Source organism: Bacteroides sp. 51 (genome assembly GCF_010500965.1).
Classification (GTDB): domain Bacteria; phylum Bacteroidota; class Bacteroidia; order Bacteroidales; family Bacteroidaceae; genus Bacteroides.
This window is the reverse complement of record NZ_QVMI01000013.1, coordinates 1-23,759: the sequence shown is the minus strand read 5'-3', so window position 1 is coordinate 23,759 and position 23,759 is coordinate 1. Positions and strand designations below refer to the sequence as shown.

Genomic DNA, 23,759 nt, shown 5'->3' with positions numbered 1-23,759 from the left:
ATGGCTAAAGAACCAAAAAACATTGAACCGAAAGAATTGACGGTCGAACAAAAGCTGAAAGCTTTATTCCAATTACAAACCATGTTGTCTGATATTGATAAAATTAAGACATTAAGGGGGGAGTTGCCACTTGAAGTACAAGATTTGGAAGATGAAGTTGCAGGCTTGAGTACACGTATTGATAAGATCAAAACAGACGTTGAAGAGTTGAAGTCTGCTATTGCCTCAAAGAAAATCGAGATAGAAACAGCAAAAGCTGCAATTGAAAAATATCAGTCTCAACAGGAAAATGTTCGTAATAATCGTGAGTATGATTTCTTAAGTAAAGAAATTGAATTTCAAACATTAGAGGTTGAACTTTGTGAAAAAAGAATCAAAGAATTTACTGCTGAAGAAAAAATAAAATCAGAGGAAATTCTTTCAAGTACGACTGCTCTCGAAGAAAGACAAAAAGACCTGGAGCAAAAGAGAAGCGAACTTGATGAAATCACTGCTGAAACCAGACAGGAAGAAGAAAAACTGAGAGAAAAAGCAAAAAACTTGGAAACTACTATTGAACCACGTTTATTGCAGTCATTCAAGAGAATCAGAAAAAATTCAAGAAACGGTTTGGGAATTGTATATGTACAACGTGATGCATGTGGTGGATGTTTTAACAAAATACCACCTCAGAGACAATTGGATATTCGTTCACGTAAAAAGATTATCGTATGCGAATATTGCGGTCGTATCATGATTGACCCGGAATTGGCAGGTATAAATCTGGAACCAAAAGTCGAGCCGGAAACAAAAACAAAAGGAAAGAAAGAAAAGAAATAATCCGGAATAAGATTCCGGAAAATTATAAAAGTCACACATTACCTTTAGAGTACAGAGGTTTTGTGTGACTTTTCTTTTTGTGAATTTTATATTACAGTAAAGACAAGTAATCCGGAATGTCTTTTAGAAATGTATAACTCTGATTGGTATAATCAATCAAACAACAATAGTGCTGTAGTCCATTGCTAACTATCAGATAATCAACTTTTAATACCATATTGTAACGTGTGATCTGGTCAAAGACTTGTTGCGTAATCTCAATATGCGGAGCTTTATATTCAATGATCATTCTTGCCGATAAATCCCGTCTATATAATACTGTATCACAACGTTTTTTAGTTCCATTCAAATTCAGGTTGACTTCATTGGCCATTAGCGCTTGTGGGAATCCTTTATAGGTAACCAGAAAATTCACGAAATGCTGCCGTACCCATTCTTCTGGTGTTAATGCAACATAACGTTTGCGAATAACATCGAAAATGACATTTTTTCCTTCCCGCGTAGTTATTTTAGTTTCAAATGCTGGTAGGTTTAACGATAACATTTGTTATTTTTGTAAGTTAAATAATAGTTCCTGTACTTCAAGGGACACAAATTTAGCGTATAATTATGAAAACAAAGCAAGAAATTGTAGCAAATTGGCTTCCTCGCTACACAAAACGCCCCCTGGAAGATTTTGGAGAATATATCTTGTTGACTAATTTTGGTAAATATGTCGAAATATTTGCTGAAGAATTTGATGTACCAATTCTGGGAAAGGATGCCAATATGATATCTGCAACGGCCAATAATATTACGATTATAAATTTTGGTATGGGTAGTCCGAATGCGGCTATCATTATGGATTTGTTAAGTGCTATTCATCCTGTAGCCTGTTTGTTTCTGGGAAAATGTGGTGGGATTGATAAAAAAAATAAGTTAGGAGATCTGATTTTGCCAATTGCTGCTATCCGTGGTGAAGGAACTTCAAATGATTATTTTCCACCTGAAGTACCTTCTTTACCTGCATTTATGTTGCAACGTGCTGTTTCATCAGCCATTCGTGACTACGGAAGAGACTACTGGACAGGTACGGTATACACTACAAACCGCCGGATATGGGAACATGATGAACGCTTTAAAGAATATTTGAGTAGTACCCGTGCAATGGCAGTCGATATGGAAACTGCAACACTCTTCAGTGTTGGTTTTGCCAATCATATTCCAACCGGTGCACTGCTTCTTGTATCCGATCAACCCATGATTCCGGAAGGAGTAAAGACAGATAAAAGTGATAGTCATGTTACGGAAACATTTGTGAAAGAGCACGTTAAGATTGGTATAGCTTCGCTGCGTATGATCATTGATGAAAAGAAAACCGTGAAACACTTAAAATTCGATTGGTAAACACTTCCTTATTTTATGGCGAAACAAGAATGGACTAGCGACGAAATCCTGAAGGAATTAAAATCCGGAAAATTCCGTCCTGTATATTATTTAATGGGCGAAGAGCCGTATTTCATAGATCAGATCTCAGATTATATCACCGATAATATACTGACAGAGACTGAAAAAGAGTTCAATCTCACTGTCGTATATGGAATGGATACGGATATAGGTACCGTAATTAATGCGGCAAAACGATATCCGATGATGTCTGAACGCCAGGTAGTTGTAGTGAAGGAAGCTCAGTCCATACGAAACATGGAAGAATTGGCTTTTTATCTCCAAAAACCTTTGGAATCAACAATTCTGGTAATATGCCATAAACATGGAACGCTTGACCGGAGGAAAAAGCTAGCGGTCGAGATTGAAAAATGTGGTATATTATTTGAATCAAAAAAAATAAAAGATGCACAACTGCCTTCTTTTATATCTTTGTATTTAAAACAAAGAAGTGTTGATATTGAGCCTAAGGCAGTTGCTATGCTTGCCGATTTTGTTGGTTCAGATCTTAGCCGCCTAACTGGGGAACTGGATAAATTAATAATCACCCTGCCTAAAAGTCAAACCCGCATAACTCCCGATCAGATTGAAAAAAACATTGGGATAAGTAAAGACTATAATAACTTTGAATTGCGAAGTGCACTTATTGCAAAAGATATTCTAAAAGCAAATCAAATAATAAAATACTTTGAGGAAAATCCTAAAACGAATCCAATTCAAATGACACTTTCATTATTATTTAGTTTTTTCTCAAATCTGATGCTGGCATATTATGCACCGGAAAAGAATGAACAGGGAATAGCGAATATGCTGGGATTAAGGAATACATGGCAGGCCAGGGATTATGTTGCTGCTATGTATAAATACAATGGGGTGAAGACGATGCAGATTATTGGAGAGATCAGATATGCAGATGCAAAATCTAAAGGAGTTGATAACTCATCGTTAACCGATGGTGAAATTTTACGTGAACTTGTGTTTAAAATTCTTCATTAATAATTCTCTTGTTATGATTAAAGTCCTTTGGTTTCAAAGGGCTTTTTTTATAGCCATATTTATAAGCTTATACATCAAATATTATAATGATGTTACAAGATAAAATATGATGGATTCCGACTGGAATATTTTTACATATTTTATACTGCAAATTACTGCTATAATTAGTTGAACACATTATATTATTTTATAGAGATCGCATTGAATTTATTTTTTCTAATTTAGATTATTAAAGAGAAAAAGAGGGGAATCTTCTTTTCGGATAATATGAAAATTATGGATATAGTATTGAGGGAATTCAGATTCTACAAAATAGAGAATTGAGTATTTTTTATAAAAAGTGAAAGGAATTAATAGCTCTTATACTTCCTCTTCAACTGACATTATGTCAAATTCTCCATTAAGTCTAAAAATTCAATATAAAAACGCTACTTTACGCATCTTAAGAAATCAATAAAAGTACCTTAATGTACTGTGAACCAAATAGTTGTTGTGTTTTTAAGGCTCTCAGAATTCATTCTTTCTCATTGTTCGTCCAGATGCTCATGTTTTTTGGAAAAGAATGGGGTTATAAGAAAGGATTATTAATTTTGTGCTAAATAATTTTATTCTTTTTTATATTTACCTTTTGGTTTCAACAAGAAAACGAAGACTGATTTTTGTGTAGTATAAATAATTTGTTGCGTTTGCAACTAGCTGAATTCACAATTGTAATTATGCTTGTTTTTTATAAATAATTCACAAAACGAAATAGTATACATTTGTTATTTATATGGGTGGGGTACAAATGTAACGGCCAGCAATATCACATAAAAGCAGAATCTATTTTCTCGATATAAATGTAATTAACTATACTCTTATCTATTATTAATTTGTTATATTTCAGCTTTTTGCGCCTATATTTTAAATGTTACATCTAGATTAGCTCTCACAGTTAAAGTATATTTGTGATAATCCCATTAAATACTTATTTATATTTTATTAAAGCGCTATATATCAGTGGATTTATCTTAAGTTGTTAATCTTATCCATTAATCGTTTTTTATGAACTATTTCATTGTACAACATTGCTATTTTGCCAATCTTAAAACTAAACCACAATTGTGGAATTTAATTATGTAATTGTGAATTTGCAAAAGTGAAAACTTTTTTATACTTTTGTAAACCCTAGAATGATAAGCGTTACTCTTGTGAATTATTATGCTTTAATACATTTGTAAAATAGATATTATGGATATAAAGGATAGAATTAGGTTAATAATGGAAAAAGAGAATATGATTGCTGGTACTTTTGCAGATAGTATAGGAGTGCAACAATCAACTCTATCCCATGTTATAAATGGTAGGAATCGCCCCAGTTTAGATGTAGTTATGAAAATTCATCAACGCTATAACTATATCAAGCTTGAATGGCTTTTATATGGAATTGGAGATATGATAAATGAGAATTCTTCCGCTTCTGAAGTACTATCTCCTTCTGCTTCGATAAATCCGTCATATTCTGATCATAGTTTCCCATCTTTATTTGATCAGAATCCGGAAAATGCGGGCGTAGAGCCGGAAAATTCTAAAAATCGCAAGGAAATTGCATTAGAAACACCAGTTTTAGATACTAAACCTGCTGTAATACAGGAAATTAAGTACATAGAAAGACCTCACAGAAAAATCACTGAAATAAGAATTTTCTTTGATGATAATACTTATGAAACCTTTAGAGGTGAAAAATAAGGTGGCACACCATTATGTAGATAAAATCCTGTATCTTTGCAGACTGAATACAAATCACACTCATTTCTCTATTCATGAAAAAATTTATTTTGGACCTAACGGTCAAAGAGAATATCAAATTGAACGATACCAATGTATTACTCAAGTTGACTTCTCAAAATGCGCTTCCGGATATGCTTCCTGGACAATTTGCTGAGATTAGAATAGATGGTTCTCCTACTACTTTCTTACGCCGCCCTATTTCTATTAATTATGTAGATAAGGAACTGAATGAAGTTTGGTTTCTGGTACAGACTGTTGGTGATGGTACAAGGCAGCTGGCTAATGCTAATACAGGCGATATAATAAATGTTATGATGCCTTTGGGTAATAGCTTTACTTTCCCTGAATTTACTTCGGAAAAACCTCTTCTTATTGGTGGAGGTGTGGGTACAGCTCCAATGTTATTTTGGGGTGAACAATTAGCAAAGAAGGGTTTTAAACCTACTTTTTTATTGGGTGCAAGAAGCCAAAAGGATTTATTGCAATTGGATGTATTTGCGGCTTATGGTGAAGTATATACAACCACTGAAGATGGTTCTTATGGTGAAAAAGGATATGTAACTCAGCATTCCATATTAAATAAGATTCATTTTGATCGGATTTACACTTGTGGACCCAAACCTATGATGGTGGCAGTGGCCAAATATGCAAAATCGAATGATATTTGGTGTGAAGTATCTTTGGAGAATACAATGGCTTGCGGTATTGGGGCATGTCTTTGTTGTGTTGAAAATACTACAGAAGGTCACATTTGTGTATGTACAGAAGGTCCTGTTTTTAATATGAATAAACTACTATGGCAGATTTAAGTGTAAATATTGGCGAATTAAAAATGAAGAACCCGGTAATGACAGCTTCCGGGACTTTTGGATACGGAGAGGAGTTCTCTGATTTTATTGATATTGCGCGAATAGGTGGTATTATTGTGAAAGGCACTACCCTTCACAAGCGTGAAGGGAATTTGTATCCACGAATGGCAGAGACCCCTTCAGGTATGCTGAACGCGGTTGGGCTGCAAAATAAAGGTGTAGAATACTTTGCAAATACGATATATCCACGTATTAAGGACATAAATACTAATATGATTGTGAATGTGTCTGGATCTGCGATTGAGGATTACGTAAAAACGGCAGAGGTCATTAATGAACTTGACAAGATTCCTGCTATAGAACTGAATATCTCTTGCCCTAATGTTAAGCAAGGCGGAATGGCATTTGGAGTGACAGCTAAGGGAGCAGCAGAAGTTGTTAAAGCTGTGCGTTCTGCTTACAAAAAGACACTTATCGTAAAACTCTCTCCTAATGTAACGGATGTGACAGAAATAGCCCGCGCGGTAGAGGAAAGTGGTGCTGATAGCGTGTCATTAATCAATACAATGCTAGGAATGGCTATAAATGCAGATACCAGACGTCCTATACTCTCGACTGTGACGGGTGGTTTATCTGGTCCTGCGGTGAAACCTGTTGCTTTACGTATGGTATGGCAGGTTTATAATTCGATAAAAATACCGGTCATTGGATTGGGGGGGATAATGAACTGGAGAGATGCTGTTGAGTTTATCCTTGCAGGCGCTTCGGCTATCCAAATTGGTACTGCAAATTTCATTGATCCTACTGTTACTGTTAAAGTTGCAGATGGTATAAACGATTACCTTGAAAAGTATAAAATTAATTCAATTTCAGAATTAATTGGTGCGCTTGAGGTGTGACGGCTGACGAATGTATGCCATTCGCGCGATATTGAATGGTAAACTGATAAATTAATGACTCATCTTGTTTCAGCGTATTTAATATAAAAAGAAAGCATCCTTATTTTAAGGATGCTTTCTTTTTTACAAATCAGTATTTGAATATTTGAGTAGATTAATATTTGTTTTTTGTTGTTTTTAGAGAGATATTTGAAATTAATGTATTTATGAATATTTACATCTTATTCTTCAAGTAAGTCGGGGCGTAATTGTTTTGTACGTTCTATGGACTGTTGCAACTCCCATTCTTTAATTTTAGCTTCATGCCCGGATAAAAGTATATCAGGTACCTTCCACCCATTGTAATCGGCTGGGCGTGTATATACAGGAGCAGCTAATAGATTATCCTGAAAAGAGTCGGATAATGCCGATTGTTCATCGGAAATGACTCCAGGTATAATTCGCACAATAGCATCAGCGATGACTGCGGCGGCGAGCTCCCCGCCTGTTAATACATAATCGCCGATGCTAATTTCTTTTGTGATCAAATGTTCCCGGATTCGGTAGTCAATACCTTTAAAATGGCCGCATAAAATGATCAGATTGCCAGATAAAGACAATGTATTGGCCATTTTCTGATCAAATTGCTCTCCATCAGGGGTGGTAAATATGACTTCATCGTATGTTCTTTCTGCTTTTAGCGCATTAATGCACTTTTCAATAGGTTCTATCTTCATCACCATGCCGGCAAATCCTCCGAAAGGATAATCGTCCACTCTCCGGTATTTATCTGTTGTATAATCACGGAGATTGTGAATGTGAATTTCGGCAAGTCCTTTGGTTTGAGCACGTTTCATAATAGAGCAATTGAAAAAGCCTTCAATCATCTCTGGTAATACAGTGATAATGTCAATACGCATAAGTTTTTAATTTTCGGCAAAAGTACAAATATTCGAAGATAAACATGTATTTTTGCCTGAAACAATCCGGTATTTATGATAGTAAAAGATAAAATTGAAGAATTGCGTGCCACACTTCATCGGCATAACTATAATTATTATGTATTGAATGCTCCTGAAATTTCGGATAAGGAATTTGATATGCTAATGCATGAGCTTCAAAGGTTAGAGGAAGAATACCCTGAGTTTTATGATGAAAATTCGCCATCCATGCGTGTAGGGAGCGATTTGAATAAAGATTTTGTTCAGGTGCCTCATAAATATCCGATGCTATCATTGTCAAATACATATTCTGAAGAAGAAATTACTGACTTTTATAATAGAGTATATAAGGCTTTGAATGAAGAATTTGAGATTTGTTGTGAATTAAAATATGATGGTACATCTATTTCTCTGACCTATGAAAATGGGAAACTGGTGCGTGCAGTAACACGTGGTGACGGAGAAAAAGGCGATGATGTTACAAATAACGTAAAAACCATAAGAACCATTCCTTTAGTCCTCAGCGGAGATACATACCCTTCTTTATTTGAAATACGTGGTGAAATTTTAATGCCCTGGACTGTGTTTGAAGAGCTGAACAAGGATAGAGAAGCAAGAGAGGAACCGTTATTTGCTAATCCTAGAAATGCGGCATCCGGAACATTGAAGCAGCAAAACTCATCTATTGTTGCTTCGCGTAAACTGGACGCCTATTTATATTATTTGCTGGGGGATAATTTACCTTATAATGGGCATTATGAGAATCTGTTGGAGGCGGAGAAATGGGGATTTAAGATATCAAAGGCAACCCGTAAATGTAGTTCCCTGGAAGAAGTGTTCCAATTTGTTAGATATTGGGATATTGAACGTAAAAACCTACCTGTAGCTACAGATGGCATTGTGCTGAAAGTTAATAACTTATTGCAGCAGAAGAACTTGGGTTTTACTGCTAAATCTCCCCGGTGGGCGATTGCTTATAAATTTCAGGCTGAACGTGCTCTGACGCGACTGGAGAAGGTCACTTATCAGGTGGGGAGAACTGGCGCTGTAACTCCTGTGGCCAACCTTGAGCCTGTGCAGTTATCGGGAACGACTGTTAAACGTGCTTCTTTACACAATGCGGATATCATTGAAGGGTTGGATCTTCATATTGGCGATATGGTCTATGTAGAGAAGGGTGGCGAGATAATTCCTAAAATAACGGGTGTGGATGTTGATGCCCGGGGATTTATGCTGGGAGAAAAAGTGAGATTTATCACCCATTGTCCCGAATGTGGAAGCAAATTGGTGCGTTATGAGGGGGAAGCAGCGCATTATTGTCCGAATGAAACAGCATGCCCACCTCAAATTAAAGGTAAGATAGAGCACTTTATAAGCCGTAAGGCTATGAATATTGATGGATTAGGTCCGGAAACCGTTGATATGTTCTATAGATTAGGACTGATTAAAAATACAGCCGATTTGTATCAATTAACTGTAGATGATATAAAAGGACTTGATCGTATGGGGGTAAAATCGGCAGAAAATATTGTTAAGGGAATAATTCGAAGTAAAGAAGTACCATTTGAAAGAGTGGTATTTGCTTTGGGCATTCGGTTTGTTGGAGAAACGGTTGCAAAGAAGATTGCACGTTCATTTGCGAATGTTGATGAACTTGTACAGGCGGATGTTGAAAAACTAAAAAACATCGATGAAATCGGCGAAAAAATAGCTCAAAGCATAATTAATTTCTTTTCAAACACCTCAAATCGTGAGTTGGTGGAGCGTTTAAAAGGCGTAGGTTTGCAATTATATCGTACCGAAGAAGATGCTGAAAAATATTCAGATAAACTGGCCGGACAGTCCATTGTAATTAGTGGAGTATTTGCTCATCATTCAAGGGATGAATATAAAGAAATGATTGAGAAGAATGGTGGAAAAAATGTAGGCAGCATTTCTTCCAAGACAAGTTTTATTCTTGCGGGAGAGAATATGGGGCCTGCCAAACTGGAAAAAGCGGCAAAACTCGGGGTTAAGATTATGACCGAGGACGAGTTTTTAGCTATTATATCATAACTTTAAAGAAAAATATTCGTACTTTTGCGGCTATTGAATTTGGTCCACATAGAGATTACAAAATACTCATGATACAATCAACTAGATTAAAAGGAATGGGGGTGGCGTTAATTACCCCTTTTAAAGAAGATGAAAGTATAGATTTTGATGCGCTGATGCGTATGGTCGACTATCTGATTCAAAATAATGCGGATTATCTTTGCGTGTTAGGCACTACTGCCGAAACCCCTACATTGAGTGAAGATGAGAAGAAGAAAATAAAGGAGGTTGTAATTGAACGTGTTAACGGCAGAGTTCCTATTCTGTTAGGAGTAGGAGGAAATAATACACGAGCTATCGTTGATTCACTGAAAAATGATGATTATACCGGTGTAGATGCTATTCTTTCTGTAGTTCCTTATTACAATAAGCCGTCTCAGGAAGGAATATACCAACACTATAAAGCCATATCCGAAGCTACAGAACTTCCTATTGTACTATATAATGTTCCCGGACGTACAGGAGTTAATATGACTGCTGAAACAACATTAAGAATTGCACGGGATTTCAAGAATGTGATTGCAATTAAAGAAGCATCGGGCAATATTACCCAAATGGATGATATCATCAAAAATAAACCGGATAACTTTGACGTTATATCCGGAGATGATGGTATAACATTTCCATTGATAACCTTAGGAGCTATCGGTGTAATCTCTGTTATCGGTAATGCGTTTCCCAAAGAATTTAGTCGTATGACAAGGCTTGCTCTCAAAGGGGATTTTACAAACGCATTAACTATTCATCATAAATTTACGGAATTATTTGATCTACTCTTTGTTGATGGTAATCCTGCTGGCGTAAAATCGATATTAAGTGTAATGGGAATGATTGAGAATAAACTTAGGTTGCCTCTTGTTCCAACCCGGATTACAACTTTTGAAGCCATTCGAAGAGTATTAAACGGATTGAATATTAAGTGCTAAAGAGATGAAAATACGTATTCATCCTGAATTTATTGGCTACGAACAGTTTATTAAGAGTATACCCGAAGAAAAGTATACTGTTAAGGAAATATATTGTAACAAGAGAAATACGGTTACAAAGGTAGAGGTAGACGGACGGATGTTTGTAATAAAGAAGTATAAGGTGCCTACTTTTTTGAATCGCATTGTATATACATGGATTCGTAAAAGCAAAGCCAGAAGATCTTTCGAGTATGCCGATAGGTTGTTGACCTATGGTATAGAAACCGCACCTCCTGTAGCATATATTGAAGAGAAAAAAGGACTTTTCTTTAATATCGGATATTTTGTATCCGAATATCTGCCATATCCGGTTTTACCTCAATCAAAAGAATTGGAAAAAGAAGAAAGAGAGTTACTTGATAGGCAATTTGTTGAGTTTACGGCCCGTTTACACGAGAAAAAAATTATTCATAAAGATTATAACCCCAATAATATCTTTTATCACAAGGTAGGTGAAGTATATCATTTTGCGCTTGTTGATATCAACAGGATGGATTTTGGTAAGGATAATCTAATGTTGTGGATGCAGGCTGTCAATCAGTTATGTACTGAAAGTAACGAAATTGGTTCTGCTGTAGAGTTTGTGCAGAAATATGCAGAAATACGTAACCTGGATGTTATAAAGTGTTTGATCGTTTTATTTGAGAATCGTAGAAATCGCCGTCGTCGTGATAAAATGAAGACTGTCTTCAAGAAAATATTTGGTATTCAACACAAAAATAAATAAATAGTCATTTCATTCTTCTTCTTATTCTTTTTCTGTGCCATAAATCAGTAATCAATCTGAGAAAGATTAATACTGGGATTACATGACTTTGCAAGATCATGTTATCATGCCTAAGGCATAACACTGTCATGCCCTAGGCATTCCAATGGTTTGCCTAGGGTATCTCACTAGGATGGCACCGACCTTTTTTAGAAATAAAATAAAGAGATAATTTACTAGTCCACCTAAGAAGAATCTCACCACAGATGTATGACATGCCCGTCATACCTAAAAAAAAGCGGTAATTGAAAATCAATTACCGCTTTGTGATCGCGACAGGATTCAAACCTGTAACCGGCTGATCCGTAGTCAGCTACTCTATTCAGTTGAGCTACGCGACCGTTAAATAATGTGACCGCGACAGGATTCAAACCTGTAACCGGCTGATCCGTAGTCAGCTACTCTATTCAGTTGAGCTACGCGGCCATTGTTTTAACGGGTGCAAAGATACAGGTCTTTTCGTAAAAATGCAAACCTTTCTCTTACTTTTTTAAAGATATTTATTCGATGAAACGGTAATTAAAGAGTTGCCATCCCAGTGATATTCCAAGATTCCACTCTTTATGTGGTGAGCTATAATGATTTACGAATGCAGAGATCGCGCCGAATGGTAATTGGCAAACAACAGAAACTTCGCCTAAATACTCGAATTTAGAAAAGGCCTTACCGTAATATGCTTTATTGATTGAATTTCTTTCAATAGGATATATTGGAAGAAATCCATAAAACTCTCCCCGAAGATGAAAAAGATTATTAATATGATATATAGGTATGGCGCCGGCCGCAAAATACTGATTGGCACGGAATGCTTCATTATACGTAACCTTGCCATGGGCAGTAGGAGCAAATTCGCCAGCTTGTAGCATGGTAGCTGTATAATTTTCGGAGAAGTTTCTGGATGCATAGAGTGCTTCGCCATAACTTCCTAAAGTAAATTTGGAGTTAATTTTATGATAGTCTTCCCGTACATATGAGATTTGTAGCCATGATTGTCGTTCAAAATATCCATCTTTACCTTTTTCGCTAGCTTGACCAGCCCGGAATCTCTCCTTTCCAGTGAAGATTTGTGCAGTTAAATCTTCCCGGTAACCCAGGGTTGGGTATTGACGGCTATTTAACGTGCTTCCATTGATACTGATTGAGCCTCCGAATAGTTTATATTCGCTTTTGTCATATTTATCTTTATCAAAGTTTATCAGGCTGTTTTGGTAATATCGGTCATCCAATTGCCCTATACCTACACCAAATTCGGCTCTTTTGCTGAAGAGAAAAGGAAAAGCTACTTTCATTTTTAGAAACCGCTCGTCTTTCTTATTAAAAGCCGGTTTGTTATTTGAAGAGAACAATCGGTCACTCTTAAAATAGTCAAAACTGCTAATGGATGCTATGAATCGATAAGAGGTTGGAATATAAGTTGCAAAGTCCACTTTAGCCATAAATTGTGCGTTATTGTACACCTTTCCTAAATGTCCATCAAATGTAAACTCTTTAGAATAATAATTCAAATCTTGATAACTAATCCCGAAATACATCTGATTTGCATTGGTTGTAGACAAGTTACCACCAATACGGATAGAGAGCTTATCCTCCATTTTAACTTTCAGGTACAAATCAAAAAGATCTTCGTCAGGTCTATAAACTGCATGTGGAATAATTTCGGAAATAACATTACCGGAAAGTAAACGAAAATAGGCTTGTTTCACATCTTCATAACCAAAGATTTCATCATCAGATTGATGAAACTCCTTTTGTATGTATGCTTGTTGCTGTGGGGTAGCTCCCTCGATATATAAATTCTTGAAACGTAATTCCGGATAATTGCTGCGATATACCATTCTCCGGAGGCGAATATTTTCAGCATTTACTCTTCTGGATATTCTGCTTTTTATAGAATCCATCATGCTCATGGTATAGTCATAGCCGATTTTTTGCAGGTCATCCAATCGGTGGAAGTCGAGTAAAGTTACATCATTATATCTGAACCTTAATAAAATACCAAGCGAATCGGGCATTGTATAATCGGTCTTTTGCATAACCATATTGTCAATCTGACTCATTAGATCGTGTATCTCGGGGCGACCAGGATTTTTAGCAACTACGCTACCAATGATAATATCCGGATTAAAGTCCTCACACATCACATCTGTGGGGAAGTTGTTGTATATTCCTCCATCATAAGCCAGGATGCTATCTATTTTTATAGGTTTAAATACAAATGGAAAGCTCATGGATGCACGTACTGCATCTCCAAGATCTCCATCTTTTAAAATCAATTGCTTTTTGTTGTATACATCGGCCGCCACGCACCGGAATGGAACAAATAAATTATCAAAATTGCTTTCACAAGCAGCTGTTGCTGAAGCAAATAACTGGATAAAAACCAAGTTCATCTGTATTGGATTAACAACGCTTGTTGGGAGGAACTGGGGCATGAAACTATTGCTTAATGAATCTTTCAGAGAAAGACGTATATTGAAAAATTCAGGTGTAGCTTTATTTTTCTTGAAATAATACATATAATTCTCTTCAACATTACCCGAGTACCAAAGCTTAAAGTCTTCGGATCGGAAAAGTTCCTCCATATCATCAGGCGAATATCCCATAGCATATAAAGAACCTACTATAGCTCCCATAGATGTACCTGTGATATAGTCGATTGGAATGTTATTCTCTTCCAGTGCCCGAATAATGCCGACATGCGTTAATCCTTTAGCGCCACCACCGCTTAAAACAAGTCCAACTTTCTGAGAATGAACCTGAGGGAATATGAATAAGCAAATGAGTGCAAGATAAAAGATCCTTTTCATAAATTGGGTTTAGAGACAAATTGAATGCTCTGTGTTTATTTGATTTTCAAATATAGAAAATTGTTCTCAAATATAGTCAAAACTTGGGCGGGATATTGATAAAAAGAGCGTTATAACTGAATCTGGTTATAACGCTCCACATTTTTCAGAGTTTGAATTGGATAATTAAATCAGTTCAATACTCCTTTTTACGAAATTATTCAGTGCTTCGCCTTTTAGCATATTATTTTGTAATAATGCCAAATCAATAAGTTGACGAACAACTTTATTGTTCTTAGCATAGTCTGAATAAACTGTTTCTTTTTGAGTTTTAAGAGAATCAAGTTTGCTGTCCAGCGTATTCAATTCATCTTTCTCAGCAGTTGGTATTTCCTCCTCTTTTTTATCTTTTTGACTGTCTTTGAGGTTATTACGACGTTTGGAGGTTTCATCTATTTCCAATTGAATTGGTGCTATTGCACTGCTGCACTCTTTTTCTTCGGCCGAAAGTATGTTTTTTATTAACTTATGGTCGGAATTAAGTACAAGGTTATACATGTCCGGCATTTCTCCATAAAAACTCATTCCAGCCTGTATATTTGCCATTTCTTTCATACGGCGCATATATTCGCTTTGAGTGATCATGATTGGACTACTGCTTTCTCCGAGAGCTTGTGTCATTACATGGAATTCAACTTTATCCATGCTGGGCATTTGGCTCTTGAAAGTTACAGATAATGCTTCCTGCTTCTCTGCTGCCAAGATGTCAGCCTTTTTATCTTCTTTCACAATGAGGTTATCTACCACGTCACTATCTACGCGGGTGAACCGGGACTTTTCAAGTTTTTGCTCAAGCATGCTCACCAAGGCAACATCTAACTGACCATCCATTAACAGAACATTATATCCTTTGCTGGTTGCAGCTTCGATATAGCTAAATTGCTCATCTTTATTGCTGGTGTACAAATAAATCAAATTACCCTCTTTGTCTGTTTGGTTATCTTTGATGAGTGTTTGATATTCCTCAAAAGTGTAATGCTTATTATCGGCATCGGTGAATAGGAAGAACTTTTGTGCTTTCTCATAAAAATCTTCCTGAGTCAACATTCCGTAGTTAATGAAGATTTTTAAGTCATTCCATTTCTCTTCAAACTGCTTTCTGTCGTTTTTAAAGATTGATTGTAGGCGGTCAGATACTTTTTTAGTGATATGAGTAGATATTTTCTTGACGTTTGAGTCGCTTTGCAAATAAGAACGTGAAACGTTCAATGGAATATCCGGCGAGTCAATAACACCGTGAAGTAACGTAAGGAAGTCAGGAACGATGCCTTCGACCGAGTCGGTTACATATACCTGATTGCTGTATAATTGAATTTTATTCTTACTTAAATCAATATTACTTTTTATTTTAGGGAAGTAAAGAATACCGGTTAAATGGAATGGATAATCCACATTCAGATGAATCCAGAATAAAGGCTCATCGGACATAGGATATAACTCACGATAGAATTTTTTATAATCCTCATCGGTCAAATCACTTGGTTTGCGTGTCCATAAAGGAGTGGTGTCATTGATGATATTATCCTCGTTAGTATCTACTTGTTTGCCATCTTTCCATTCTTTCTTTTTCCCGAAAGAAATAGGTACAGGAAGATATTTGCAATACTTATTGAGCAGTGAAGACACGCGTGATTCTTCCAGGAACTCTTTTGATTCATCATCAATATAAAGAATGATATCTGTTCCTCTGTCTTCCTTTTTTGCATCTTCAATAGTAAACTCCGGGCTACCATCGCAGCTCCATTTAACGGCCTTACTACCTTCCTGATATGATTTGGTGATGATTTCAACCTTTTTGGATACCATAAACGCGGAATAAAAACCTAATCCGAAATGTCCGATAATGGCATTGGCATCATTTTTATATTTTTCAAGGAAATCGTTCGCACCGGAAAATGCAATTTGATTGATATATTTATCTATTTCCTCTTCGGTTAAACCTATACCGCGATCGGAAATAGTAATTGTATCTTTTCCTAATGAAATATGTATCGTGAGATCTCCTAATTCACCTTTAAAATCACCTTTAGATGCCAGAGTTTTTAACTTCTGTGTAGCATCAACAGCATTAGATACTATCTCACGAAGGAAAATTTCATGATCACTATACAAGAATTTTTTAATTACGGGGAAAATGTTGTCTGTCGTAACCCCAATATGTCCTTTCTGCATAATTAGTTATAATATTTTTAGTTAAACTATATAATGTCTTTTCTCACTTAGTTACAAAAAAAATGCCAGACCATAAGGTCTGACATTTTGACGTATTGATTAATACATTAGTTTGGAGTTACTTCCTTTGATTCGATTTTCATGTTTAATTCATTTTTTTCTTCATCTAAAGATACATGAACTAAATCACCTTCATTGATTTGTGAACCAACAATCAATTCGGCCAGGCCATCTTCCAGATAGGTTTGAATGGCGCGTTTTAATGGGCGTGCTCCATACTGTACATCATAGCCTTTAGTGGCAATATATTCTTTTGCCTTGTCATCAATTACGATCTTATAACCGATGGAATCCATTCTTTCCAGTAATCCGGCCAATTCGATATCTATAATTTTCTTTATAGCTTCTAAAGAAAGCTGGTCAAATGTGATGATTTCATCAACACGATTGATAAACTCAGGAGCAAAAGATTTATTCAGTGCTTTTTGGATTACACTTCTTGAATACTCCTTGTCGTCAACACGGTTTTGAGTTGCAAATCCAACGCCTCTGCCAAAGTCTTTCAATTGACGTGTTCCAATGTTGGAAGTCATAATAATCACTGTGTTCTTAAAATCAATCACTCGTCCAAGGCTATCTGTTAAGCGACCTTCGTCCATAACCTGAAGTAGTATATTGAATACGTCAGGATGGGCTTTTTCTATCTCATCTAATAACACAATAGAGTAGGGCCTACGGCGTACTTTTTCGGTCAACTGACCACCTTCTTCGTAACCTACATATCCCGGAGGTGCCCCGACAAGACGAGAAACTGTAAATTTCTCCATGTATTCACTCATGTCGATGCGTATTAATGCATCGGAAGAACCAAACATAAATTTAGCTAATTCTTTTGCAAGGTGGGTTTTACCAACCCCTGTAGGTCCTAAGAACATGAATGTGCCTATCGGTTTATTAGGATCTTTGATTCCTACGCGGCTACGAAGAATAGCTTTAGTCAGTTTTTCAATCGCAGCGTCCTGGGCAATGACCTTGGATTGCAATTTGTCTTTCATGCCTGTCAGTTTTATACCTTCGGCTTGGGCCATACGCTGTACAGGAATACCTGTCATCATTGAAACAACATTGGCAATATCCTCTTCATCAACAGTTTGGCGATGAGCCTTTAAACTAGCTTCCCATTCTTGTTTCATGGTTTCCAGTTGGTTGGACAGCTCTTTCTCCTTATCACGGAAGCTGGCAGCTAGTTCATAATTCTGCAATTTTACAGCTTCATTCTTTTTAGTTTTAGCTTCTTCAATGAATTTCTCTTGCTCTTCGATTTCTTTTGGAACGCTTACATTGGTGAGGTGTACACGCGAACCTGCTTCGTCAAGAGCGTCAATCGCTTTATCCGGGAAGTTACGATCAGTAATATATCTATCTGTCAATTTGACGCAAGCCTCTAAGGCTGCATCTGTATAATTGACGTTATGATGATCTTCATACTTATCTTTTATATTCCGCAAGATTTGCAATGTCTCTTCCGAGGTTGTGGGTTCAACCATTATTTTTTGGAAACGACGTTCCAAAGCACCATCTTTTTCGATGTTCTTTCTGTATTCATCAAGTGTGGTTGCACCAATGCATTGAATTTCACCACGAGCTAATGCCGGTTTCAACATATTAGCTGCATCCATAGAACCTGCGGCAGAACCTGCACCAACTATTGTGTGAAGCTCATCTATAAATAAGATAACATTGGGGTTCTTTTGCAGTTCGTTCAGGATGGAACGAATGCGTTCTTCAAATTGTCCCCGGTATTTTGTTCCAGCTACAACAGAAGTCATATCCAAAGCCACCACACGCTTGTCGAACAAAATGCGGGAAACTTTCTTTTGAACGATCCGGAGCGCTAACCCTTCGACTATTGCTGACTTACCAACACCCGGTTCTCCAATAAGAACCGGATTATTTTTCTTTCTGCGACTTAATATTTGTGCCAAACGTTCAATTTCACGTTCACGTCCAACGACAGGGTCTAATCTGCCTTCTTCGGCAGCTTTGGTCATATCAGTACCAAAATTGTCAAGCACAGGAGTATCATTAGCCGGTTTCTTCGATGTAGCGATGTGTTGCTTATTTTCAGAGCGTGGACCACTCATTTCTTCATCATCGTCATCATCGTCTTCAGTGAAACCTAACCCTGAACTAATATCGGGTTGCAAAGATAGTTGTTCAAATACTTTTTTATAGTCAACATTGTTTTGTTCTAATACGGATGCAGCTACATTATTCCTATCTTTTAATATGGCTAGAAGAATGTGTTCCGTATCAGCAACTTCTTTTTTCAATAAGCGGGCTTCAAGAATACACATTTTCAATATTTTGGCCGATTCATTAGATAATGGAATTTCTGCATTGGGTAATAACATCTCATCCTGATATTTCTTCAAGATAGATTCTATACTTTGTTTAATGGTGGTAAGGTTTATGTTAAGTCGTGAAAGTACTTCTATAGCTCTTCCCTCACCATCACGAATCAAACCAAGCAATAAATGCTCAGGTCCGATATAGCTATTCTTCAGGCGATTGGCCTCTTCTTTGCTATATACGATGATATCGGATACTCGCTGTGAGAATTGGTTATTCATATAATATCTCCTTTTAATAAAGGGTTAGTACTATGCAAATATAGCCATTTCTGACTGTATTTACTAAAATATTTTTCATCTTCTACTATAGAAACAAATATCATGCCACAATTGATTAATGTATGTTATACAAAGTGTGTTATTTTATAATATCTTATATTTTAGATGCTTCTTTTTAATCGCAAATTCCCTGTAGAAAGTTTTTCTGAGAAACTTTTTGTATCTCGTGAAAAAGTAGTACTTTAGCGTGGTTTTTCGTAAGCCATAATGTATAATTAATAATCTTTTTAAATGCTTGAACAAGACAGAATTATAAAGATTAACATTGAGGAGGAAATGAAGTCATCGTATATTGATTATTCGATGTCGGTGATTGTTTCTCGTGCCCTCCCAGATGTTAGAGACGGATTTAAACCGGTTCATCGTAGAATTCTTTATGGAATGATGGAACTCGGAAATACTTCAGATAAACCTTATAAAAAATCGGCCAGAATTGTAGGTGAGGTATTAGGTAAATACCATCCACATGGCGACTCATCTGTATATCTTGCTATGGTACGTATGGCACAGGAGTGGGCAATGCGTTATCCGTTAGTTGATGGGCAAGGAAACTTTGGTTCTGTAGATGGTGATAGTCCGGCTGCTATGCGTTATACAGAAGCTCGTCTGAATAAGCTTGGCGAAGAAATGATGCAGGATCTTTATAAAGAAACTGTTGATTTTGAACCCAACTTTGACAATACGTTATCAGAACCTAAGGTAATGCCAACCCGTATTCCTAATCTATTGATCAATGGTGGTTCGGGTATTGCTGTGGGTATGGCTACAAATATGCCTCCCCATAATCTGGAAGAGGTTATTGAGGCATGTATTGCTTATCTTGATAATCAGGATATTACAGTAGAAGAGTTGATGGAGTTCGTAAAAGCTCCTGATTTTCCTACCGGAGGCTATATATATGGTATTAGTGGTGTTCGTGAGTCTTATCTTACAGGACGTGGACGTGTTATTATGCGCGCCCGTGCAGAGATTGAAGCCGGACAGAACCATGACAAAATAGTAGTAACTGAGATTCCATATAATGTCAATAAGGCAGAATTGATCAAGAATATTGCAGATCTTGTCAATGATAAAAAGATCGAAGGTATCTCTAATGCTAATGATGAATCCGACAGGGAAGGTATGCGTATAGTAATCGACATCAAACGTGATGCAAACGCAAGCGTGGTGTTGAATAAACTATATAAAATGACTGCTTTACAAACTTCATTTGGAGTAAATAATGTAGCATTGGTTAATGGTCGCCCTAAGATACTTAATCTGCGTGACTTGATTTCGTATTTCGTAGAGCATAGACATGATGTAGTTATACGTCGTACTCAATATGATCTGCGCAAAGCAAAAGAGCGTGCACACATTTTAGAAGGTTTGATTATTGCTTCTGATAACATTGATGAAGTAATCAAAATTATTCGTGCAGCTAAAACCCCAAATGAAGCCATTGCAAACTTAATGGAACGCTTTGAATTAACTGAAATTCAAGCAAGAGCCATTGTTGAAATGCGTTTACGCCAGTTAACTGGACTGATGCAGGATCAGCTTCATGCAGAGTACGATGATGTAATGAAACTGATAGCTAATTATGAAGAAATCCTATCAAATGATGAGCGTTGTCGTCAAGTTATAAAAGATGAATTAATCGAAGTAAAAGCTAAATACGGCGACAAACGTCGCTCTGAAATTGTTTATTCTTCAGAGGAATTCAATCCGGAAGACTTCTATGCAGACGACGAAATGATTATTACGATCTCGCATATGGGATATATTAAGCGTACTCCGCTTGTTGAATTCCGCTCACAAAATCGTGGTGGTGTAGGTTCGAAAGGGACGGAAACAAGAGACGAAGACTTCGTTGAGCATATATATCCTGCAACAATGCACAATACTTTGTTGTTCTTTACACAGAAGGGTAAGTGTTATTGGTTGAAGGTATATGAAATACCTGAAGGAACTAAAAACTCGAAGGGACGTGCTATACAGAACTTATTGAATATAGATTCTGATGATACGGTTACTGCATATCTTCGTGTTAAGAACCTTGGCGATACCGAATTTATTAATAGCCATTATGTATTATTCTGTACGAAAAATGGAGTAATTAAGAAGACATTGTTAGAACAATACTCCCGTCCTCGTCAGAATGGTGTAAATGCGATTACAATTCGTGAAGATGATAGAGTGATAGAAGTTCGTATGACGAATGGAAATAATGAAATAATCATAGCTAATCGTAACGGACGTGCGATTCGTTTCCACGAAAGTGTTGTTCGTGTCATGGGACGTACGGCAACCGGAGTACGTGGTATTACGCTTGATGAAGATGGCCAGGATGAAGTTGTGGGAATGATATGTATCAAAGATCCTGAAACAGAATCAATTATGGTTGTTTCTGAACAAGGTTATGGTAAACGCTCTGAACTGGAAGATTATCGCAAGACAAATCGCGGTGGTAAGGGGGTGAAGACCATGAATATAACCGAGAAAACAGGAAAACTGGTTGCAATTAAATCGGTTACTGATGAAAATGACTTAATGATAATAAATAAGTCAGGTATAACCATTCGTTTGAAAGTGGAAGCGGTTCGTGTAATGGGGCGTGCTACCCAAGGCGTTCGTCTGATAAACCTGGAAAAACGAAATGATCAGATCGGTTCTGTATGTAAAGTTTCCTCGGAAGATGAAGCTGTAGAAGAGGAGGGAAGTGATTTACCCGAGAATCCGGATACAGATTTGATAGAAAATAATGAAGAATAGACATAGTATTAATTATTAATTACAACAATCATGAAAAGAGTATTATTTTCAATGGTTTTGCTGATGGCTGCAACTCTATCTTTCGCTCAGGTGAAAGCTGTAAAAGAGGCCAAAAGTATTGCTGGCGAGACTAACCCTGATTTCGGCAAAGCAGAGCAATTAATCAATGGTGCTTTGCAAAATGCTGAAACAAAAGATGATGCAGCGACATGGGATGTGGCTGGATTTATTCAGAAAAGAATAAATGAGAAACAAATGGAAAACGCTTATCTGAGAAAACCTTATGATACAACAAAGGTATATAGTAGCGTTTTGAACATGTACCAGTATTATCTGAAGTGCGATGAATTAGCGCAAAAACCTGATGAAAAGGGTAAAATTAAAAATCGCTTTAGAAAGGCAAATGCGGCAACTTTGTTAGTTGAACGTCCTAATTTGATTAATGGTGGTATTCATTATTTTAATCAGGACAAGAATAAAGAAGCTTTGTCATATTTTGCTATGTATATAGATGCTTCTTCCAGTCCGATGTTTGAAAAGGAAAATCTTTTAGCAACAGACACATTATTGTCTCAAGTTGCTTATTATGCAACTTTGGCTTCTGCTAAAATGGAAGATTATCCATCGGTAATGAAGTATGCTCCTTATGCTGAAAACGATAAAGAATTCGGTAAATATGCTATGGAATTTGTTTCTACTGCATATAAAGCTGAAGGTGATACAGTAAAATGGATTGCATCTTTGAAAGATGGTATTCAGAAATATCCGGATCATTCTTTCTTCTTTGGACATTTGATCGATTATTATAGCAATACAAACAAGTATGATGAAGCAATGAAATTTGCTGATGATATGCTTGCAAAAGAGCCCAATAATACTTTCTACCTATATGTGAAAGGATATCTTTATCATAATATGAAAGATTATGATAACTCTATTGAATACTACAAAAAAACAATAGCAGTAGATCCTAATTATGCTGAAGCTTATTCTAATCTTGGATTGGTTTATGTTCAAAAAGCACAAGATTTTGCAGATAATGCTACCGCAGATATGAATAGTCCTAAATACGCTCAAGAACAAGAAGCTATTAAAAAGTTCTACGAAGAAGCTAAACCATATTATGAGAGAGCTAGAGAACTTAAACCAGATCAACAAGATCTTTGGATTCAAGGACTTTATAGAGTTTACTATAATTTGAATATGGGAACTGAATTTGAAGAAATTGAGAAATTAATGGGATTCTAGGATCTTACAATTAATTTATGAGTAAGAGTGCTCCAAAATTTGAAATTCAAATTTTGGAGCACTCTTTTTTATAAAAGGGGGAAACCTATTTTAGGGATAAAATAAAAAATGGTCAACCTAATATAGTTTTAAATGTTAAACCTGGTCAACTCACTATAGGGTTAAGAGAAAAAACAGTCAACCAAAATCAGGTTACTACAACGTTTCCTGTTTATTTTCTTGTTAAACACATCACTGTCTACATTAAACACGTCAACTTCGGGGTTTAACGCCGCAGGTGTTGGTGTTTAACACGACAGGTAACCGCGTTAATGTAGAGAGTTGACGTGTTTAACAAGAATAATAAAATTATTAAATAAAGAACTAATCAGTATTATGTTTAATAGATTTTTCGGTTAAATATAGAAGCCCTGTTGAGAGCCCCTATTTTCACTGTAAGCCTTCGGTAATCCCCGCCTTTTAGTGTTTTCTTTTTTGTTCTACTTTTGGCATCAAAAAGCATTATGTTAACCCTACTCAAATTCCAAGAGATTTATTCTCGCTTCCAATCCAGCGGTTTACGTGTTCGTGATTTTTGCCA

At 36.4% G+C, this 23,759-nt stretch carries 16 protein-coding genes and 2 tRNA genes; 11 read left to right on the top strand and 7 right to left on the bottom strand.

Features of this window, described 5'->3' with window-relative positions; genetic code table 11:
• A complete protein-coding gene (locus D0T87_RS11375) occupies positions 1-819 on the top strand; it encodes a zinc ribbon domain-containing protein (RefSeq protein WP_163175252.1) in 819 nt (272 codons plus the stop codon).
• Between the two features lie 91 nt (positions 820-910).
• Here D0T87_RS11375 and D0T87_RS11370 read toward each other — a convergent pair whose 3' ends face one another.
• Entirely contained in the window at positions 911-1,363 is a 453-nt protein-coding gene (locus tag D0T87_RS11370) for a type I restriction enzyme HsdR N-terminal domain-containing protein (RefSeq protein WP_163175251.1), read from the bottom strand.
• 65 nt (positions 1,364-1,428) lie between these two features.
• Here D0T87_RS11370 and D0T87_RS11365 point away from each other — a divergent pair, with 65 nt between their 5' ends.
• From D0T87_RS11365 to D0T87_RS11345, 5 genes are all read left to right on the top strand, one after another.
• The gene (locus tag D0T87_RS11365; protein WP_163175250.1) at positions 1,429-2,205 is read left to right on the top strand and encodes an AMP nucleosidase; all 777 of its coding nucleotides are present in this window, start codon (positions 1,429-1,431) and stop codon (positions 2,203-2,205) included.
• Between the two features lie 15 nt (positions 2,206-2,220).
• Positions 2,221-3,240, top strand: a complete 1,020-nt coding sequence (gene holA, locus D0T87_RS11360) for a DNA polymerase III subunit delta (RefSeq protein WP_163175249.1) — start codon at positions 2,221-2,223, stop codon at positions 3,238-3,240.
• 1,230 nt (positions 3,241-4,470) lie between these two features.
• A complete protein-coding gene (locus tag D0T87_RS11355; protein ID WP_163175248.1) occupies positions 4,471-4,968 on the top strand; it encodes a helix-turn-helix transcriptional regulator in 498 nt (165 codons plus the stop codon).
• Between the two features lie 74 nt (positions 4,969-5,042).
• On the top strand, positions 5,043-5,819 hold the full coding sequence (locus D0T87_RS11350; protein ID WP_163175247.1) for a dihydroorotate dehydrogenase electron transfer subunit: 777 nt from the start codon (positions 5,043-5,045) through the stop codon (positions 5,817-5,819).
• The gene (locus D0T87_RS11345) at positions 5,807-6,718 is read left to right on the top strand and encodes a dihydroorotate dehydrogenase (RefSeq protein ID WP_163175246.1); all 912 of its coding nucleotides are present in this window, start codon (positions 5,807-5,809) and stop codon (positions 6,716-6,718) included. The genes D0T87_RS11350 and D0T87_RS11345 overlap by 13 nt, the downstream gene beginning before the upstream one ends.
• 221 nt (positions 6,719-6,939) lie before the next feature.
• Here the strand turns inward: D0T87_RS11345 and trmD are convergent, their stop codons facing one another.
• Positions 6,940-7,617: a tRNA (guanosine(37)-N1)-methyltransferase TrmD gene (gene trmD, locus D0T87_RS11340; protein WP_163175245.1), complete on the bottom strand. Its 678-nt coding sequence runs from the start codon at positions 7,615-7,617 to the stop codon at positions 6,940-6,942.
• A 75-nt stretch (positions 7,618-7,692) separates the two neighbouring features.
• Here trmD and ligA point away from each other — a divergent pair, with 75 nt between their 5' ends.
• The 3 genes from ligA (at position 7,693) to D0T87_RS11325 (ending at position 11,427) form a co-directional block, all read left to right on the top strand.
• Positions 7,693-9,693: an NAD-dependent DNA ligase LigA gene (gene ligA, locus D0T87_RS11335; protein WP_163175244.1), complete on the top strand. Its 2,001-nt coding sequence runs from the start codon at positions 7,693-7,695 to the stop codon at positions 9,691-9,693.
• A gap of 68 nt (positions 9,694-9,761) precedes the next feature.
• Positions 9,762-10,658 carry a 4-hydroxy-tetrahydrodipicolinate synthase gene (dapA, locus tag D0T87_RS11330; protein WP_163175243.1) on the top strand — a complete coding sequence of 299 codons (897 nt, stop codon included), beginning with the start codon at positions 9,762-9,764 and terminating at the stop codon, positions 10,656-10,658.
• A gap of 4 nt (positions 10,659-10,662) precedes the next feature.
• Complete coding sequence (locus D0T87_RS11325) at positions 10,663-11,427, top strand: lipopolysaccharide kinase InaA family protein (protein WP_163175242.1); 765 nt, start codon at positions 10,663-10,665, stop codon at positions 11,425-11,427.
• Positions 11,428-11,733: 306 nt separating this feature from the next.
• Here D0T87_RS11325 and D0T87_RS11320 read toward each other — a convergent pair.
• The 5 genes from D0T87_RS11320 to D0T87_RS11300 all read right to left on the bottom strand — a co-directional run bounded on the left by D0T87_RS11320 (position 11,734) and on the right by D0T87_RS11300 (position 19,117).
• A tRNA-Arg gene (locus D0T87_RS11320) sits at positions 11,734-11,807 on the bottom strand.
• Between the two features lie 11 nt (positions 11,808-11,818).
• Positions 11,819-11,892, bottom strand: a tRNA-Arg gene (locus tag D0T87_RS11315).
• 74 nt (positions 11,893-11,966) lie between these two features.
• The gene (locus D0T87_RS11310) at positions 11,967-14,273 is read right to left on the bottom strand and encodes a patatin-like phospholipase family protein (RefSeq protein WP_163175241.1); all 2,307 of its coding nucleotides are present in this window, start codon (positions 14,271-14,273) and stop codon (positions 11,967-11,969) included.
• Positions 14,274-14,438: 165 nt separating this feature from the next.
• Positions 14,439-16,484: a molecular chaperone HtpG gene (gene htpG, locus D0T87_RS11305; RefSeq protein WP_163175240.1), complete on the bottom strand. Its 2,046-nt coding sequence runs from the start codon at positions 16,482-16,484 to the stop codon at positions 14,439-14,441.
• A gap of 107 nt (positions 16,485-16,591) precedes the next feature.
• A complete protein-coding gene (locus tag D0T87_RS11300) occupies positions 16,592-19,117 on the bottom strand; it encodes an ATP-dependent Clp protease ATP-binding subunit (protein ID WP_163175239.1) in 2,526 nt (841 codons plus the stop codon).
• 291 nt (positions 19,118-19,408) lie between these two features.
• On the opposite strand from D0T87_RS11300, the gene gyrA reads away from it, so the two are divergent.
• Complete coding sequence (gyrA, locus tag D0T87_RS11295) at positions 19,409-21,931, top strand: DNA gyrase subunit A (RefSeq protein WP_163175238.1); 2,523 nt, start codon at positions 19,409-19,411, stop codon at positions 21,929-21,931.
• Between the two features lie 30 nt (positions 21,932-21,961).
• Positions 21,962-23,179 carry a M48 family metallopeptidase gene (locus tag D0T87_RS11290; protein WP_163175237.1) on the top strand — a complete coding sequence of 406 codons (1,218 nt, stop codon included), beginning with the start codon at positions 21,962-21,964 and terminating at the stop codon, positions 23,177-23,179.
• Positions 23,180-23,759: the final 580 nt, after the last annotated feature.

Coding starts and splice junctions, on each gene's coding strand:
- trmD (WP_163175245.1), bottom strand. CDS start 7,617: ATGCGTATTGACATTATCACTGTATTACCAGAGATGATTGAAGGCTTT.
- D0T87_RS11290 (WP_163175237.1), top strand. CDS start 21,962: ATGAAAAGAGTATTATTTTCAATGGTTTTGCTGATGGCTGCAACTCTA.
- ligA (WP_163175244.1), top strand. CDS start 7,693: ATGATAGTAAAAGATAAAATTGAAGAATTGCGTGCCACACTTCATCGG.
- dapA (WP_163175243.1), top strand. CDS start 9,762: ATGATACAATCAACTAGATTAAAAGGAATGGGGGTGGCGTTAATTACC.
- gyrA (WP_163175238.1), top strand. CDS start 19,409: ATGCTTGAACAAGACAGAATTATAAAGATTAACATTGAGGAGGAAATG.
- D0T87_RS11300 (WP_163175239.1), bottom strand. CDS start 19,117: ATGAATAACCAATTCTCACAGCGAGTATCCGATATCATCGTATATAGC.
- D0T87_RS11365 (WP_163175250.1), top strand. CDS start 1,429: ATGAAAACAAAGCAAGAAATTGTAGCAAATTGGCTTCCTCGCTACACA.
- D0T87_RS11370 (WP_163175251.1), bottom strand. CDS start 1,363: ATGTTATCGTTAAACCTACCAGCATTTGAAACTAAAATAACTACGCGG.
- D0T87_RS11345 (WP_163175246.1), top strand. CDS start 5,807: ATGGCAGATTTAAGTGTAAATATTGGCGAATTAAAAATGAAGAACCCG.
- D0T87_RS11310 (WP_163175241.1), bottom strand. CDS start 14,273: ATGAAAAGGATCTTTTATCTTGCACTCATTTGCTTATTCATATTCCCT.
- htpG (WP_163175240.1), bottom strand. CDS start 16,484: ATGCAGAAAGGACATATTGGGGTTACGACAGACAACATTTTCCCCGTA.
- D0T87_RS11325 (WP_163175242.1), top strand. CDS start 10,663: ATGAAAATACGTATTCATCCTGAATTTATTGGCTACGAACAGTTTATT.
- D0T87_RS11375 (WP_163175252.1), top strand. CDS start 1: ATGGCTAAAGAACCAAAAAACATTGAACCGAAAGAATTGACGGTCGAA.
- holA (WP_163175249.1), top strand. CDS start 2,221: ATGGCGAAACAAGAATGGACTAGCGACGAAATCCTGAAGGAATTAAAA.
- D0T87_RS11355 (WP_163175248.1), top strand. CDS start 4,471: ATGGATATAAAGGATAGAATTAGGTTAATAATGGAAAAAGAGAATATG.
- D0T87_RS11350 (WP_163175247.1), top strand. CDS start 5,043: ATGAAAAAATTTATTTTGGACCTAACGGTCAAAGAGAATATCAAATTG.